The following is a 14,348-nucleotide window of genomic DNA, read 5'->3' as shown; positions in this document are numbered from 1 at the left end:
TCCGCAAAGCGGATCGGGGTGGGGGTCGGCGCCACACCCCCGCCCCGTTTCGCCAACGACGCGTCGCTTGCTCACCGACCCTCCCCACAAGGGGGAGGGTAAAGGCCGCTAACTCCTCCCATAAAACGCGTTCTCGACATGCACAGGCCAGCGCCAGGGCAGCACCGCGATCATGTCGAAGCGCATCGACAATCTGCCATAATCCGGTTGGCGCGACAGCCAGATGTCGGCCGCGCCCTCGATGCGGCGCTCCGATTCGTGGCCAATCGCCTCCATCGCTTCCATCAGCGTGCGCCGCGCCTTGACCTCGACGAACAGCACCAGGTCGCCGCGCCTGGCGATCAGGTCGATCTCGCCGAAGCGGGTGCGATGCCGGCGGGCGAGGATGCGATAACCTTTCAGCATCAGCGCCGCCGCCGCCAGCCACTCGCCGCGATGGCCGCGCCGATAGGCTTTTTGGCGGCTGGCGGCCGGGCGCTCAGCCACCTTCGCCTTCTCCAACCGCATCCCTGAGTTCCAGCAGCCGGCGGTAGAGCGACTGCTTCTGCCCGCCTGTCATCTTCGCCGCTTCCGCCGCCGCCTTGGACGCCGGCATTTCGGCGGCCAGCGACAGCAGCAGCCTGTCGATGTCGGCGGGTTGGTCGGCCTTGATCTCGGCGGGCCCGACGCAGATGACGATCTCGCCCTTCGGCGTGTCAGCCGCCGCATAGTGGTCGGCCAGCGCCTGCAGCGTTCCCGTCCGCATCTCTTCAAAAGTCTTGGTCAGCTCGCGGCCGATGGCGGCCTTGCGCCCACCACCCAGCGCCTCGACCATCGCAAGCAGCGTATCGGCCAGCCGGCGTGGCGACTCGAAGAAGATCAGCGTTGCCGGCACCGTCTTGAAGGTCTCCAGCCTGGTCAGCCGCTGCCCAGATTTCACCGGCAAAAACCCCGCAAACAGGAAGGCGTCGGACGGCAGGCCCGACGCAGTCAGCGCCGCCAGCGGCGCCGATGGGCCGGGGATCGGCACCACGCGGAGGCCGTGCTCCAGCGCTTCGCCGACCAGCCGGTAGCCTGGGTCGGAGATCAGCGGCGTGCCGGCATCCGAAATCAGCGCCACGCTCTGCCCGGCCTCGAGTGCTGCGATCAGCTTCGGTCCCGCCTCGCCGGCATTGTGTTCGTGATAGGCGGTTGTGCGCCTGCGGATGCCGTAGCGGTCGAGCAGCACGCGTGAGACGCGGGTGTCCTCGCAGGCGACTATGTCGGCGGCAGCCAGCGTTTCCAAGGCGCGCAGCGTGATGTCGGAGAGGTTGCCGATCGGCGTCGCCACCAGATACAGCGCCGGCGCCAGCGGCCGGACTGCGACCTCGGTCTGCCCGATCACATAGCTGCGTTTCTCGCCGGTCACCGGGTCTCTCCATTTCGCCCTGTTTGGCATGGCGCGCGCCGGGTTGCAAAACTCCCGAACGTCGGGCCAAACCTGACGCCGATGTAACCCGGCGGCCATGTCTTTGCCACAGTGGGGAACGAAAGCGTGGCTGGCGGATTGAATACCTGAGTCTCTTGAGGAGGAGGACAGGATGGACAGCCTGGAATTGCAGGACGTTTTCGAGCCCTATTATGCCGAGCGCAAGCGCTTCACTGCGCGAAAGGGCAAGCGTGCGCTCGCCGAAAGCGACACCGGCCTGGCCAGTCGGACGGCCACCGCCTTGCCGACGAATGTCAGGCTTTCGGACAACAAACCGGACAGCACGACGGAGCACTGACCGTACGATGCCCAATCGTTTCGATATCTTCATCACCCGTCTTGAAACGAAGAGCGCCCGCGAAGGCGCGCCGCCGCATCCGATGAACGACCAGAACAGCGTCCGCCGGGACAAGAGCGACGCCAAGCCGGCCCGGACCGGAGAGGCGCATGCCGAGAAACACCGCGGCAAGCGCCGCTTCAAGCACGACGCTTGACCTTCGCGATTGGCGAGGACCACCCTCACTTCGTCATCACGGGCGAGCAAGGAGCGAAGCGACGCGGCGCAGACTCGAGGATGACGAACGCGTGGTTACGAAGCCCCCATAGTTCAATCGAGATATCGCGAAGCCCGTGCCTTCAGAAGGTCGATCAACTCCGGATCCATGGATCCGTAGTCATCCGGGATGTCGAGGCAGATGACGCGGGCCTTCTTCAGGCTCTCCTTGAATTCTTCTGCAGCTTGGTGCGGTGCGCTTTTTCCATCACGAAGACGATGTCGGCCCAGGCGACCAGTTCATGCGTCAGCGGCGTGTCTGCATCGTGATTGGTGCCGGCCGACTCGACCTCGATATCCCTACGTTTGGAGAACACCTGCTCGGCGGTCGGGCTGCGCAAGCGGTTCTGGCTGCAGACGAACAGGACGTTCTTCACCGACTACTCATCCCAGATCTTACGCAGATTTTTGCTGAGAGGGATGTACTGATCAAATGTGAGTCCATTCAGATCAAACTCGAGCAACTCATCCTTGGCGATTCCGCGAAGCTTATTTCCAATATATGTTATGAAACTGAGGACAACGCTGAATTCGCTCAAGTGGGTCAATTTTAGTTTCGATGTGACCGTTGCGTTCCTGATGAAAATCGCCTGAGCCTCAAAGAGGTCGTCTTGCTCTGGAGATCTCAAGATTTCGGTCAATCCAAACTCGAACACATCATCCGTGTTCAATGTCATCAAGGTCTCGTGGATCAGGAACGTCATCGCAGGAGTCACCTCGGATGCGGCGCTGGCACGCCAGCGGTTCAACAAGTCGACTTTCTAACATCCTTGCTCAAGCCGATAAATCGTCCAACAGCCCGGCCATTTGCCCTGTGGGCTCACCGCGCCAAATCCGCCACCACGGCATCGAGCACGATCATGCCGGCTGGCGTGGCGCGTAGCCTGGCATTGCCGATCGGCGCCACCAGCCCCTCATCCTGCAGCACGGTCAGCCGGGCGCTCGACAGGCCGCGCCCGGAAAACGCCTCGTAGCGGGAAAGGTCGATGCCTTCGGCCAACCTCAGCCCCATCAGCAGGAACTCGTCGGCCTCTTCGGAGCGCGTCAGGATCTCGCCGCCGGTGACGCCATGGCCCCTGGCCTCCACCAGATTGGCCCAGGTCTCCGGCATCCGCTCGGCGATCGTCACGGTGCGGTGGCCGTTCTCGATAAAGCGGCCATGCGCGCCCGGTCCGACGCCGACATATTCGCCATAGCGCCAATAGGTCAGATTGTGCCGGCTCTCGGCGCCCGGCCTGGCGTGGTTGGAAATCTCATAGGCCGGCAGGCCATGCGCCGCGGTGACCTCCTGAGTCAGCGCATAGAGATCGGCGGCCCGGTCATTATCGGGGATGATGAATTTCTTCGCCGCATGAAGGGCATGGAACGGCGTGCCTTCCTCGATGGTCAGCTGGTAGAGCGACAGATGGTCGGCGGCATGGCCGATCGCCTGTTCGAGCTCCGCCTGCCAGTCGTCCAGCGTCTGGCCGGGGCGGGCGTAGATCAGGTCGAAGGAGAGTCTTGGGAATATGTCCCGTGCCAGGCCAATTGCATGCAGCGCCTCGTCGACATTGTGCAGCCGGCCGAGGAAGCGCAGATCCTTGTCGTTCAGCGCCTGCACGCCGAGCGACACACGGTTGACGCCGGCGGCGCGGTAGCCGCGAAATCGCTCGGCCTCGACCGAGGACGGATTGGCTTCCAGCGTCACCTCGATGCCGTCGGGCACCGTCCAGTTCTTCGCCACGGCGTCCAGCACCGCCGCCACCGTCTGCGGCTGCATCAGCGACGGTGTGCCGCCGCCGAGAAAGATACTGGTCACTTCGCGCGGCCCGGTCCGCTCGCTCATGGTCTTCAGCTCGTTCTCGAAGGCGCGGGCAAAGCGCTCCTGGTCGACCGGCTGGTGACGGACATGGCTGTTGAAGTCGCAATACGGGCATTTGGCCGCGCAGAACGGCCAATGGATGTAGACCCCGAAGCCCGGGCTGCGGTCCAGCGACATTAAGCTGAGCCTAACCTGGCGCGGGCGAATTTCTGGAAGGCGCGGGCGCGGTGCGACAGCGCCGTCGGCTGACCGGGCTTCCAGCCGTGTTTTTCCTCAGCGCTCATCTCGCCGAACGTCTTGTCGAAACCGTCGGGCAAAAACACCGGGTCGTAGCCGAAGCCCAGTTCGCCGCGCGGCGGCCACACCAGCGTTCCCTCAGCTTCGCCGCGATAATATTCAGCCTCGCCATTGGGGAAGGCCAGGCAGATGACGGCGACGAACCGCCCCTTGCGCTGCGCTGGCTTGGCGGCGCCGACCTCCTGCAAGGCCACTTCGGTGCGCTGCATGGCCATCCCGAAGTCGCGGCTGCCATCGGGAGCTTCGGCCCAATTGGCGGTGTAGACGCCGGGGGCGCCGTCGAGCGCGTCGACGCACAGGCCCGAATCGTCCGACAGCGCCGGCAGGCCGGTCGCCTTAGCCGCGGCGAAGGCCTTGATGTAGGCGTTTTCCTCGAAGGTGGTGCCGGTCTCCTCCGGTTCCGGCAGGCCGTAGTCCTTGGCCGACTTCGCCTCGAAGCCGAACGGACCCATCAAATCGGCGAATTCGCGCAGCTTGCCTTCATTGTGGCTGGCAACGACGATCTTCTTTCCATCGAGAGAATGCATCAAAGGCCCCAGATCCTTGGCTCGGCGAATTCGATCGAATTGCCCGAGGGGTCGCGTATGTAGATCGAGCGCCCGCCCTGCGGCCATTCGAATTCGCTTTCGATGGCGATGTTTTTCGCCTCAAGTTGCGCCTTCCACTGTGCGAGTTCATCCTCACTTGCGGCAAAGCAGAGATGGCCCTCGCCGACCGTGCCATGCGGCGGCACTTTCAGCCGCGCATCGGGCGCCGGCGGGATTTTGGTGGCTTCGGCGTTGAAGATGAGCAGCACGCCCGGGCCGCAGCGGAAGAAGAGATGGCGGCCGTCGACCTTGCCGAGGAGAGGGAGGCCGAGGACATCGGAGTAGAATGTCTCGGCAGCGGCGAGATCCGTGACGTAAAGCGCTGACTCAAGAATAGCGGAGGGGTGCATCAGGCACCCCCCTCTGCCCTGCCGGGCATCCCCCCCGCAAGGGGGGAGATTGGCAGTTCCGCTGGCGGCGTCTCAACGTTGATGGTTGGCGAAAACGGTAGCGACCTCTGATCTCCCCCCTTGCGGGGGAGATGGCCGGCAGGCCAGAGGGGGGTGTGAAGGATCGCCGACGTCATCACGTTAAATTCAATCAAGCCACAGCCATCTGCTGCAAGCTCACCAGCCGCTGAATGCCCTTCTTTGCCAGGCCCATCAGCTCCGCGAACTGCCCTTCCGAGAACGGCTCGCCCTCGGCGGTGCCCTGGATCTCGACGATGCCGCCCTTGCCGGTCATGACGAAATTGGCGTCGGTGCCGGCAGATGAATCCTCGATATAGTCGAGGTCGATGACCGGCTGGCCGTCATGGATGCCGCAGGAAATTGCCGCGACATGATCTTTCAGCACCTTGGCAACCCTGGCCATCTGCCGCGCTTCCATCCAGCGCAGGCAATCGTAAAGCGCCACCCAGCCGCCGGTGATCGACGCCGTGCGGGTGCCGCCATCGGCCTGGATGACGTCGCAGTCGACGGTGATCTGCTGTTCGCCCAGCGCCTGCAGGTCGACAACGGCGCGCAAGGAGCGGCCGATCAGCCGCTGGATTTCCAGCGTGCGGCCGCCTTGCTTGCCGGCCGAAGCTTCACGGCGCATGCGCTCGCCGGTCGAACGCGGCAGCATGCCGTATTCCGCCGTCACCCAGCCCTTGCCGGAATTGCGCATCCAGCCCGGCACCTTTTCCTCCAGGCTCGCCGTGCACAACACATGCGTGTCGCCGAATTTCACCAGGCACGAGCCTTCGGCGTGTTTGGAGACGCCGCGCTCGAAGGAGATGGCGCGCATTTCGTCGGCTTGGCGTTTAGAAGGGCGCATCGAGGCCTCTTTCTGTTCTTTTACGGTTGCGTCGGCGGCTTGTAGACGCATGCAGCCCATGGCGCAAAGGAAAAGGCCGGGCGATCTGGCACAGACGCCGGGTTGCGCGGGGGCGATGGAAGTCTATATCCTTGAGCCGGAGGTTTTTGGCTCGAATGACCAAGGCAGTCACCGAACCCAGTCTGCTGGCGCCCGCGCTGCAATCGCTCGACATGCGTTCGCGCGACATTTTCCGGCGCATCGTCGAATCCTATCTGAAGGACGGTGAGCCTGTGGGATCGCGCAGCCTGTCGCGCATCCTGCCGTCGTCGCTGTCGCCGGCGACCATCCGCAACGTGATGAGCGACCTCGAGCATCTCGGCCTGATCTATGCCCCGCACATCTCGGCCGGGCGCCTGCCGACCCAGACCGGCCTGCGCTTCTTCGTCGATGCCTTCATGGAGCTTGGCGATCTCTCCGACGAGGAACGCCGGGTCATCGAGGCGCAGGTGCGCGCCTCCGGCTCGGGCGCGACGCTGGAACACATGCTGACCGAGGCCAGCCAGATGCTGTCGGGCATGTCGCGCGGCGCCGGCCTGGTGCTCGCCACCAAGAACGAGGTGGCGCTGAAGCACATCGAGTTCATCCAGCTCGAGCCGACCAAGGCGCTGGCGGTGATGGTGTCGCAGAATGGCGATGTCGAGAACCGCGTCGTCGACCTGCCGGCCGGCATCACCGTCTCGCAGCTGCACGAGGCCTCCAACTTCCTCAACGCCCATATCAGGGGCCGCACGCTCGCCGAGGCGCGCATCGAGATCGCCCGCATCAAGGACGAGACCAGGGCAGCGCTGGACACGCTGTCGCAGGATCTGGTCGAGAAAGGCCTGGCGGTGTGGGCCGGCGCCGATAGCGGCCTGCCGGCGCGCCTTATCGTGCGAGGCCGCGCCAATTTGCTCGAAAACGTCACCGCCCAGGCCGATATCGAATTGCTGCGCCACCTGTTCGAGGATCTGGAGACGCAGGACGGGCTGATCCAGCTGCTCGACCTCGCCGAGGACGGCCCCGGCGTGCGGATCTTCATCGGCTCGGAAAACAAGCTGTTCTCGCTCTCCGGCTCGTCGCTGGTCGTAGCGCCTTACCGCGACAAGGACGCCCGCGTCGTCGGCGCGCTCGGCGTCATCGGCCCGACCAGGCTGAATTATGCCCGCATCGTGCCTATGGTCGACTACACTGCGCAATTGATTACCCGGATGTTAAGATAATTCGAAAGCCGGGATCACCGTAAAGGAGGCCGCAGAATGGCGCTTGAATCGTTCAAGGCCCAGATCAGCATGCTGCTCGAAGAAATGGTCAACCAGCCGGAGGACGAGCACGAAATCCAGGAGCAGCTGCGCGAAAAACTGCGCGAAATGCGCGCCATGGGCTTGCCGCTGCCGGAAGATCTCGTCGCATTGGAAAAGCGTCTCGACGACGATCTCGACGTCGAAGAGGAAAGTTGAGCGGTTCTCTCGTCGAATCTGCGCGCGCGCACGCTTCTCTTTTGCGGCGGCCGCACAATATCTCCCTTGTGCATGACGCGCCGACCGGCGCGAGTTCGAGGAGAACAGCATGATCCGGATTGCCGGCTTGGCAGGCCTTGCCCTGCTTCTGGCCACCAGCGCCTTCGCCCAGGAGGCCGATCAACCGCTGCTGACCGGCAAAGACGCTTTCGGCGACTGGACGGCCGACGAGCCAGGTGTGCGCCGGCTGATTAGGCCGGATGATCTGAAAAGACCCAACATCACCGAATCCGCCTCCAACAGCGCCGGCCTTGGCGATCGGCCCGAGGGCGCGAAGCCCGTCCTGCTGCCTGGGTTTTCGGCCGAACTGGTTGCTTCCGGCATTTCCAATCCGCGGGTCGTGCGCGTGGCGCCGAACGGCGACCTGTTCGTCGCCGACAGTGACGCCAACCAGATCCGCGTCTATCGGCTGGCCAAGGGTAGCGCGAAGCCGGCCGAAGAGGGCATTTTTGCCGACGATCTCAACGAGCCCTATGGCATCGCCTTCTACCCGCCTGGCGACAAGCCGCAATGGGTCTACGTCGCCAACAACGACAGCGTGGTCCGCTACGCCTATCGCGACGGCGACCTTAAAGCCTCCGGCGAACCGGAGACGATTGTCTCCGACATCCCTACCGGCGGCCACTGGACCCGCGATATCGCCTTCTCGCCGGACGGGAAGACGCTGTATCTCTCGGTCGGCTCCGGATCTAACGTCGCGGAGGGCATGGGGAAGGCACCGAATAGCGGCGTTGACGCCTGGGCAAAATCACAGCCACTCGGCGCCACCTGGGGTTCCGAGGATGGCCGTGCCGACGTGCTGGCCTTCGGCCCCGACGGCAAGAATGGCCGCATCCTCGCTACCGGCCTGCGCAATTGTTCGGGCATGACCGTGCAGCCGGCGACCGGCGCGCTGTGGTGTGTCGTCAACGAGCGCGACGGTCTCGGCGACGATGTGCCGTTCGAATATGCCACCTCCGTCAAGGACGGCGCCTTCTATGGCTGGCCCTGGTATTATATCGGCGCCAACGAGGACCCGCGTCACGAGGGCGCGCGCCCAGACCTCGCCGGCTCGGTCACCGTGCCCGACGTGCTGATGCAGGCGCATTCGGCGCCGCTCAACATCGCGTTCTATGACGGCGGCAATTTCCCGGCAGAGTACAAGGGTGACGCCTTCGTCGCCCTGCACGGCTCCTGGAACCGTGGTATGAGGACCGGCTACAAGGTGGTGCGGCTCAGATTTAGCGACGGCAAGCCGACCGGCGAGTACCAGGATTTCATCACCGGCTTCGTCCTCTCCGACGACGCCGTCTGGGGCCGGCCGGTCGGCGTCGCGGTGGCCAGGGACGGTGCGCTTATCGTCACCGAGGATGGCAACGGCACCATCTGGCGCATCACCCATGTCGACGGCCCGTCCTGAGCCGGCGAACTGCGCAACCGGCCCTAATGTACGTCCCGATGGATCACCTTGGGATAGGTATGGATCACCTCGGCCGATGAGACACGGTCATCGAAACCGGTATCCCTGAGATTGAAGAGGCCGACCGAGCCGAAGGACTTCTTCGCCCCTTGCGCGAAGCGGCCGTCGCTGAAATCGTGTTCGTAAAGCGTCACCGTGACGTGGCCGGCATTGAGCTTCGGCACGTAAACACTGCTGATGGTGTCGTTGGCGACGCCAAGCTGGTTGACGTTGAAGCGATAGAGGTCCTGCACCATGCGCCGGGCCGCATTGCCATTGATCATCCAGTATTCGCGGCGCGAAGCGCGGTTCGGGTCGATGAGTTTGAGCGGCGCCTTGCGGCCAAGCCCGAGCCAGTGCTCGAACACCATCACATTGGCGCCCCAGGGATAGGGATAGTTGGACTTGTCGATGATGCGTGGCGGGCCATCCTCGGCAATCTCGGCGGTATCGACATAGTCCAGCCATTGCAGCTGGAACGACGCTTCCACGTTGAGGTCGGTATTGCGCGGATCGGCAGCGATGATGCGCCAGTCGGAGACCGGTGGATATTTGGTGTCGAGGTCGATGTAGAATTCGCCTTTGGCGGTGTCGTCGGGGTCTATCTTTTGCGGTCCGTCACGCTCGATCGCCACCAGTCGCACCTTGAACCGGTTGTTGACGACCAGCGGATAGATCATCGGACGAATGGCGTGAGCGCCAGGGTCCCGGCTGTCGGTAAAATATCCAGTCTGCGGAACGACATCGCTATCGCCCTTGTCGAACAGGCTGAAAGCCTGACGCCCCTCGAACCACAGATACCATTCCAGCTCGTGGACGTGACCGCGTGCTTCGGAATAGTTGTTGGGCATCCACTTCATGAGCTGGATGTGAAGTCTTTTGGCTAACATGGGTGCTCCTGCCGTTCGGAGCCATGCGAGATAGCCGACCGCCTTCGGGGCGTAAGTGAACCATCTCTCGCTTTCAGGCGAGGATGACCGGCTTTCATGCCCTGCTTGGCGCAATCGAATCCGTTTTGCCGTTGCAGGCTTTCATGGCATCAGAGTCGTTTCACGAGGTGCGACCGTCATGACCCTCGCCGGCTTCCTTGCCTATAGTGCTGCGCTGGGCATCGCCGCCGCCATTCCCGGGCCCGGCGTCACCGCGCTTGTGGCGCGGGCGCTCGGATCCGGCTTCCGCTCATCGCTGGCGATGTCGTTCGGCCTGATGCTCGGCGACCTCATTTATCTCACCGCGGTGGTGCTCGGCCTTGCCTTTGTCGCGCAAAGCTTCGGCATGGTGTTTCTCGCCATCAAATGGCTGGGCGTCTCCTATCTCGCCTTCCTCGGCTGGCGTTTCTGGACGGCCGGGATCACGCCCGAGACTGTCGAGGCCAGGAAAGGCAAGGGCGGCCTGGTATCGAGCTTCCTTGCCGGCCTCGCCGTCACGCTGGGCAACCCGAAAACGATGATCTTCTACCTCGCCATCACGCCGACCATCGTCGACCTGAAGACCATCACGCTCGCCGACTACGGCATCCTGGTCGCGCTCACCGTCATTGTGCTCTTAGTGGTGCTGGTGCCATATCTTGCGCTGGCCGCCAAGGCGCGCTGGTTCCTGAAATCGCCACGCGCGCTGAAGGCGCTGAACCGCACCGCCGCCGGCTTCATGGTGGGCGCGGCCGCTGCCATTGCCGCACGTCAGTAGATCGGTTCAGGCCCATCCATTCCGCCGATCGGTCCATCCGGAAAATGCGGCTTGAGGGGACAAGCGTTTTCAGCAAGCGGCCCACTCGATATTTTCGGCCGGCAGCCTATCTTGCGCGGGCGAAAGCCCTATTCTGTCCGCCGACGCCAATTGCCTGATCTGATTTGGGAGCGAAACCAATGAACAAGCCTTCCGCGCGCGTGCCCGGCCGCGGCCGTGTCTACAACTCGATCACCGAGACGATCGGCGACACGCCGCTGGTGCGGCTCGACAAGTTCGCCAAGGAGAAGGGCGTCGTTGCCAACCTTCTTGCCAAGCTCGAATTCTTCAATCCGATCGCCTCGGTCAAGGACCGCATCGGCGTTTCCATGATCGAGGCGCTGGAAGCGTCGGGCCGGATCAAACCCGGCAAGACGACGCTGATCGAGCCGACCTCGGGGAATACCGGCATCGCGCTCGCCTTCGCCGCCGCCGCCAAGGGCTACAAGCTGATCCTGACCATGCCCGAAACCATGTCGGTGGAGCGCCGCAAGATGCTGGCGCTGCTCGGCGCCGAACTGGTGCTGACGGAAGGGCCGAAAGGCATGAAGGGCGCCATCGCCAAGGCCGACGAATTGGCCGCCACCCTGCCTGACGCCGTCATCCCGCAGCAGTTCGAAAACCCGGCCAACCCGGAGATCCACCGCCGCACCACCGCCGAGGAGATCTGGAACGACACCGATGGCGGGGTCGACATCTTCGTCGCCGGCATCGGTACCGGCGGCACGATCACCGGCGTCGGCCAGGTGCTGAAGCAACGCAAGCCCTCGGTGCATGTCGTCGCCGTCGAGCCGGAGGCCTCGCCGGTGCTGTCGGGCGGCCAGCCCGGCCCGCACAAGATCCAAGGCATCGGCGCCGGCTTTGCGCCCAAGATCCTCGACACCTCGATCTATGACGAGATCGTCAAGGTCTCCAACGAGGATTCGGTCGCCAACGCCCGCCTCGTCGCCCGCCTTGAAGGCGTGCCGGTCGGCATCTCGTCGGGCGCTGCCCTGCAGGCCGCCATCGCCGTCGGGTCGCGGCCGGAGAACAAGGGCAAGAACCTGGTGGTGATCATCCCGTCCTTCGCCGAGCGCTATCTGTCGACGATCCTGTTCGACGGGCTGGGGGCTTAACGTCTTAACTGGATAGGCGGCGATCCTTCGCACCCCCCTCTGCCCTGCCGGGCATCGGGGGTGCTGTCCCTCCGACATCGGAAGTCTCATGGCTGGACCGCAGAAAACCCGGCCGTGGCGTCCGCCACCGGCTTGAGCGGGAGGCGGCTTCAGGGTCAAATCGCCCCGGCCTGCTTCGCGCGGGCAGGGGGAGAATCACATGTACAAGCTTTACACGCGCCCAGGCAGCGGCGGTTTTGTCGTCGAGGCCGCATTGGCGCTGGCAAACGCGCAATTCGACCAGATCGATGTGCCGAAGAAGGATCCGCCGGACCCGGCTTTCCTCGACATCAGCCCGTTGAACCAGGTTCCGGTGCTGACCTTGCCCAACGGTCAATCGATAACCGAATCGGCGGCGATCTGCATCCTGCTTGCCGAGCGCCATCCGGAGGCGGGTCTGGCGCCGGCCGCCGGATCGCCGGATCGCGCCGGTTTCCTGCGCTGGATGGCGTTCATGTCATCGGTGCTCTACCCCGCCATCCTGCGCCTCTACTATGCCCATCGCTACACCACCGATGCCGACGGCAAGAAAGCCGTCAAGCAGGCAGCCATTGCCGAGATGGACCGCGGCTTCGCCATTGTCGATGCAGCCCTCGAGGGGCGCGGCTGGCTGGTCGGCGACGCGATGTCGCTGGCCGACATCTACCTCGTCATGCTGGTGGCCTGGCACCCCGATATGGACAAGGCGCGAGCCGACTGGCCGAACATCGAACGCTTATGGTCGGCGCTGCGCGCGCATCCGCTGATGAAACGGCTCAACACCACGCATGAAATGTGGCCGGCCTGAACGGACGCTTCAATTTCGCAGGATCGCCCGTTTCGCCTGCAGGAAGCGGCGCACGGCGGGGTCGCGTTCAAGGCCGATCGCCCGGTCATAGGCTTCGACCGCTTGCGCCGCATTGCCGAGCCTGGCCAGCAGGCCGGCGCGAGCGGCCCAATAGGGCTGATAGTCGTTGAGCCGCTTGTCGTCGCCCAGCACGTAGAGCGCCGCCAGTCCTGCCGCCGCCCCTTCGGCCTCGGCAATCGCCACGGCGCGGTTGATCGAAATCACCGGCGAGCCTGATATCGCCGACAGCGCATCGTAGAAGTTACGGATCGCCGCCCAATCGGTTTGGCCGGTCCGTCGCCGCGTCGCATGCACCGATTGTACCGCCGCTTCGAGCTGGTAGCGGCCGATGACGCCCATGGTGGCGGCGTGGCCCAGCAGCGCCTCGGCTTCGTCGATCAGCGCGTGATCCCAAAGACGGCAATCCTGGCCGGCGAGCGGCACATAATCTCCAGCCGCATCGCGCCGCGCCGGGCGGCGCGCCTCGGCAAACAGCATCAGCGCCAGCAGGCCGAGCGCTTCCGGTTCGTCCGGCATCAGCGATGCCACCAGCCGCCCGAGCCAGATGCCTTCGGTCGCCAGATTGCGCGCTCTCGTCTCGGTCCCTGCCGGGTCGGTCCAGCCTTCGGCGAAAGCCGCGTAGATCGCTTCCAGCACCGTTCCCAGCCGCTCGCCGAGTTCGGCGCGATCCGGCACGCGGAACGGAATGCCGATCTCGCGGATGCGGCTCTTGGCGCGCACCAGACGCTGGCCCATCGTCGCCGGCGAAACCAGGAAGGCCGAGGCGATCGTCGCCGCGTCGAAACCCAGAATGGTCTGCAGGATCAGCGGCGCCCGCACGCTGGCTTCGATCGCCGGATGCGCACATGCAAACATCAGCCTGAGACGTTCGTCGGGAAGGTCTTCGTCTTCCATGCTCGCCTCCATCTCCTCGGCCATCAGCTTGAGATGGTCGCGGCTCGCCTCGCTGGTCAGCCGACGGCGCACCGCGTCGACGCGCCGCCGGCGCGCCACGGCCAGCAGCCATGCTTCCGGCTTGTCGGGCACGCCGGTCTGTGGCCAGCGCTCCAGCGCCGCGGCGAAGGCCTCGGCCAGCGCGTCCTCGGCGCCGGCCACGTCGCGGGTGCGCGCCGCTAGCCAGGCGACCAGCTTGCCGTAACTCTGCCGGGCGGCCGCTTCGGCCGCCGCCCGCGCGATCTCCGGGCGATTGTCCATCACGGTTTCATTTCTTGGGCATGTAGTCGGCCATTTCCCAGATCGGCCGCAACTCGACCGTGCCGGCGCTCGCCGCCGGACAGCGCGCCGCCCACTCGATGGCGGTATCGATATCGGCCGCCTCGATCATGTAGAAGCCGGCAAGCTGCTCCTTGGTGTCGGCATAGGGGCCGTCGATCACGTTGGTCTTGCCGTCTGTGATCCGCACCGAGGTGGTCGCCTGGGTCGGGCGCAACCGTTCGCCGGCGAGCCATGCGCCGGATTTCTTCAACGCTTCGGTATAGGCGGCATATGCTGCGCTCATCTGCTGAGCCTTCTCGATTGGCGTGTTCGCCTGCGCGGCTTCGTCGCTGTTGATCAAAAGCATGTATCGCATGGGTCTTCTCCCGTGGTTTCGCAGGCCGCGTCCTAGCGGGGCCAGACGTATGTCGCGCGGCGGCGGCCGATTTCGACAGGCTTCAGAAAAAACTTTCGCCTCCGCCAGGAGATTTCGCAAGGACCAGATGTTTC

General features: G+C 64.3%; 18 protein-coding genes and 1 pseudogene. 8 read left to right on the top strand and 11 right to left on the bottom strand.

All coding sequences use genetic code 11. The features are described from left to right. Window positions 1-108: 108 nt before the first annotated feature. A complete protein-coding gene (locus NL532_RS03495) occupies window positions 109-486 on the bottom strand; it encodes a YraN family protein (RefSeq protein ID WP_023745884.1) in 378 nt (125 codons plus the stop codon). Next, window positions 479-1,387: a 16S rRNA (cytidine(1402)-2'-O)-methyltransferase gene (rsmI, locus tag NL532_RS03490; RefSeq protein WP_023745883.1), complete on the bottom strand. Its 909-nt coding sequence runs from the start codon at window positions 1,385-1,387 to the stop codon at window positions 479-481. Before rsmI ends, NL532_RS03495 begins: the two co-directional genes overlap by 8 nt. A gap of 172 nt (window positions 1,388-1,559) precedes the next feature. Here rsmI and NL532_RS03485 point away from each other — a divergent pair, with 172 nt between their 5' ends. Further along, window positions 1,560-1,745: a hypothetical protein gene (locus NL532_RS03485; protein WP_023672059.1), complete on the top strand. Its 186-nt coding sequence runs from the start codon at window positions 1,560-1,562 to the stop codon at window positions 1,743-1,745. Between the two features lie 7 nt (window positions 1,746-1,752). Beyond that, the gene (locus tag NL532_RS03480) at window positions 1,753-1,941 is read left to right on the top strand and encodes a hypothetical protein (RefSeq protein ID WP_023672058.1); all 189 of its coding nucleotides are present in this window, start codon (window positions 1,753-1,755) and stop codon (window positions 1,939-1,941) included. Window positions 1,942-2,054: 113 nt separating this feature from the next. Here the strand turns inward: NL532_RS03480 and NL532_RS03475 are convergent. The 6 genes and pseudogenes from NL532_RS03475 to rph all read right to left on the bottom strand — a co-directional run bounded on the left by NL532_RS03475 (window position 2,055) and on the right by rph (window position 5,942). Further along, a pseudogene (locus tag NL532_RS03475) lies at window positions 2,055-2,377 on the bottom strand (low molecular weight protein tyrosine phosphatase family protein). Between the two features lie 3 nt (window positions 2,378-2,380). Continuing rightward, complete coding sequence (locus NL532_RS03470; protein WP_155923877.1) at window positions 2,381-2,749, bottom strand: hypothetical protein; 369 nt, start codon at window positions 2,747-2,749, stop codon at window positions 2,381-2,383. Window positions 2,750-2,820: 71 nt separating this feature from the next. Then, complete coding sequence (gene hemW, locus NL532_RS03465; RefSeq protein ID WP_023829884.1) at window positions 2,821-3,978, bottom strand: radical SAM family heme chaperone HemW; 1,158 nt, start codon at window positions 3,976-3,978, stop codon at window positions 2,821-2,823. After that, complete coding sequence (rdgB, locus tag NL532_RS03460; protein WP_023692946.1) at window positions 3,978-4,625, bottom strand: RdgB/HAM1 family non-canonical purine NTP pyrophosphatase; 648 nt, start codon at window positions 4,623-4,625, stop codon at window positions 3,978-3,980. The genes hemW and rdgB overlap by 1 nt, the downstream gene beginning before the upstream one ends. Beyond that, window positions 4,625-5,035: a VOC family protein gene (locus tag NL532_RS03455; protein WP_023819300.1), complete on the bottom strand. Its 411-nt coding sequence runs from the start codon at window positions 5,033-5,035 to the stop codon at window positions 4,625-4,627. The genes rdgB and NL532_RS03455 overlap by 1 nt, the downstream gene beginning before the upstream one ends. A 190-nt stretch (window positions 5,036-5,225) precedes the next feature. Then, window positions 5,226-5,942 carry a ribonuclease PH gene (rph, locus tag NL532_RS03450; RefSeq protein ID WP_023819299.1) on the bottom strand — a complete coding sequence of 239 codons (717 nt, stop codon included), beginning with the start codon at window positions 5,940-5,942 and terminating at the stop codon, window positions 5,226-5,228. Window positions 5,943-6,097: 155 nt separating this feature from the next. On the opposite strand from rph, the gene hrcA reads away from it, so the two are divergent. The 3 genes from hrcA (at window position 6,098) to NL532_RS03435 (ending at window position 8,879) form a co-directional block, all read left to right on the top strand. After that, window positions 6,098-7,183, top strand: coding sequence for a heat-inducible transcriptional repressor HrcA (gene hrcA, locus NL532_RS03445; protein WP_023681233.1), 1,086 nt, complete (start codon window positions 6,098-6,100; stop codon window positions 7,181-7,183). A 36-nt stretch (window positions 7,184-7,219) separates the two neighbouring features. Further along, the gene (locus NL532_RS03440) at window positions 7,220-7,420 is read left to right on the top strand and encodes a hypothetical protein (protein ID WP_023672050.1); all 201 of its coding nucleotides are present in this window, start codon (window positions 7,220-7,222) and stop codon (window positions 7,418-7,420) included. 109 nt (window positions 7,421-7,529) lie between these two features. Continuing rightward, window positions 7,530-8,879, top strand: coding sequence for a PQQ-dependent sugar dehydrogenase (locus tag NL532_RS03435; protein ID WP_023829885.1), 1,350 nt, complete (start codon window positions 7,530-7,532; stop codon window positions 8,877-8,879). 23 nt (window positions 8,880-8,902) lie between these two features. On the opposite strand, the gene NL532_RS03430 is transcribed toward NL532_RS03435, so the two are convergent. Next, complete coding sequence (locus NL532_RS03430) at window positions 8,903-9,808, bottom strand: hypothetical protein (RefSeq protein ID WP_155923878.1); 906 nt, start codon at window positions 9,806-9,808, stop codon at window positions 8,903-8,905. 178 nt (window positions 9,809-9,986) lie between these two features. Here NL532_RS03430 and NL532_RS03425 point away from each other — a divergent pair, with 178 nt between their 5' ends. The 3 genes from NL532_RS03425 (at window position 9,987) to NL532_RS03415 (ending at window position 12,584) form a co-directional block, all read left to right on the top strand. Next, entirely contained in the window at window positions 9,987-10,604 is a 618-nt protein-coding gene (locus tag NL532_RS03425) for a LysE family translocator (protein WP_023829887.1), read from the top strand. Window positions 10,605-10,783: 179 nt separating this feature from the next. Beyond that, window positions 10,784-11,758, top strand: coding sequence for a cysteine synthase A (gene cysK / locus NL532_RS03420; protein ID WP_023672045.1), 975 nt, complete (start codon window positions 10,784-10,786; stop codon window positions 11,756-11,758). A 199-nt stretch (window positions 11,759-11,957) separates the two neighbouring features. After that, on the top strand, window positions 11,958-12,584 hold the full coding sequence (locus tag NL532_RS03415; protein ID WP_023706962.1) for a glutathione S-transferase family protein: 627 nt from the start codon (window positions 11,958-11,960) through the stop codon (window positions 12,582-12,584). A gap of 9 nt (window positions 12,585-12,593) precedes the next feature. Here NL532_RS03415 and NL532_RS03410 read toward each other — a convergent pair whose 3' ends face one another. Both NL532_RS03410 and NL532_RS03405 read right to left on the bottom strand, forming a co-directional pair. Next, the gene (locus NL532_RS03410; protein WP_286439500.1) at window positions 12,594-13,838 is read right to left on the bottom strand and encodes an RNA polymerase sigma factor; all 1,245 of its coding nucleotides are present in this window, start codon (window positions 13,836-13,838) and stop codon (window positions 12,594-12,596) included. Window positions 13,839-13,845: 7 nt separating this feature from the next. Beyond that, window positions 13,846-14,214: a YciI family protein gene (locus NL532_RS03405; RefSeq protein WP_023744856.1), complete on the bottom strand. Its 369-nt coding sequence runs from the start codon at window positions 14,212-14,214 to the stop codon at window positions 13,846-13,848. Window positions 14,215-14,348: the final 134 nt, after the last annotated feature.

Origin of the sequence: Mesorhizobium sp. C120A (assembly GCF_030323105.1) — a bacterium.
Lineage (GTDB): Bacteria > Pseudomonadota > Alphaproteobacteria > Rhizobiales > Rhizobiaceae > Mesorhizobium.
The sequence above is the reverse complement of the archived record's forward strand: the minus strand, read 5'-3'. Positions and strand labels throughout refer to the sequence as shown.

Bases quoted from the DNA above. Each gene is read 5' to 3' on its own strand.
- NL532_RS03485 (WP_023672059.1), top strand. From the start codon at position 1,560: ATGGACAGCCTGGAATTGCAGGACGTTTTCGAGCCCTATTATGCCGAG.
- NL532_RS03480 (WP_023672058.1), top strand. From the start codon at position 1,753: ATGCCCAATCGTTTCGATATCTTCATCACCCGTCTTGAAACGAAGAGC.
- hemW (WP_023829884.1), bottom strand. From the start codon at position 3,978: ATGTCGCTGGACCGCAGCCCGGGCTTCGGGGTCTACATCCATTGGCCG.
- rdgB (WP_023692946.1), bottom strand. From the start codon at position 4,625: ATGCATTCTCTCGATGGAAAGAAGATCGTCGTTGCCAGCCACAATGAA.
- NL532_RS03455 (WP_023819300.1), bottom strand. From the start codon at position 5,035: ATGCACCCCTCCGCTATTCTTGAGTCAGCGCTTTACGTCACGGATCTC.
- rph (WP_023819299.1), bottom strand. From the start codon at position 5,942: ATGCGCCCTTCTAAACGCCAAGCCGACGAAATGCGCGCCATCTCCTTC.
- hrcA (WP_023681233.1), top strand. From the start codon at position 6,098: ATGACCAAGGCAGTCACCGAACCCAGTCTGCTGGCGCCCGCGCTGCAA.
- NL532_RS03440 (WP_023672050.1), top strand. From the start codon at position 7,220: ATGGCGCTTGAATCGTTCAAGGCCCAGATCAGCATGCTGCTCGAAGAA.
- NL532_RS03435 (WP_023829885.1), top strand. From the start codon at position 7,530: ATGATCCGGATTGCCGGCTTGGCAGGCCTTGCCCTGCTTCTGGCCACC.
- NL532_RS03430 (WP_155923878.1), bottom strand. From the start codon at position 9,808: ATGTTAGCCAAAAGACTTCACATCCAGCTCATGAAGTGGATGCCCAAC.
- NL532_RS03425 (WP_023829887.1), top strand. From the start codon at position 9,987: ATGACCCTCGCCGGCTTCCTTGCCTATAGTGCTGCGCTGGGCATCGCC.
- cysK (WP_023672045.1), top strand. From the start codon at position 10,784: ATGAACAAGCCTTCCGCGCGCGTGCCCGGCCGCGGCCGTGTCTACAAC.
- NL532_RS03415 (WP_023706962.1), top strand. From the start codon at position 11,958: ATGTACAAGCTTTACACGCGCCCAGGCAGCGGCGGTTTTGTCGTCGAG.
- NL532_RS03410 (WP_286439500.1), bottom strand. From the start codon at position 13,838: ATGGACAATCGCCCGGAGATCGCGCGGGCGGCGGCCGAAGCGGCCGCC.
- NL532_RS03405 (WP_023744856.1), bottom strand. From the start codon at position 14,214: ATGCGATACATGCTTTTGATCAACAGCGACGAAGCCGCGCAGGCGAAC.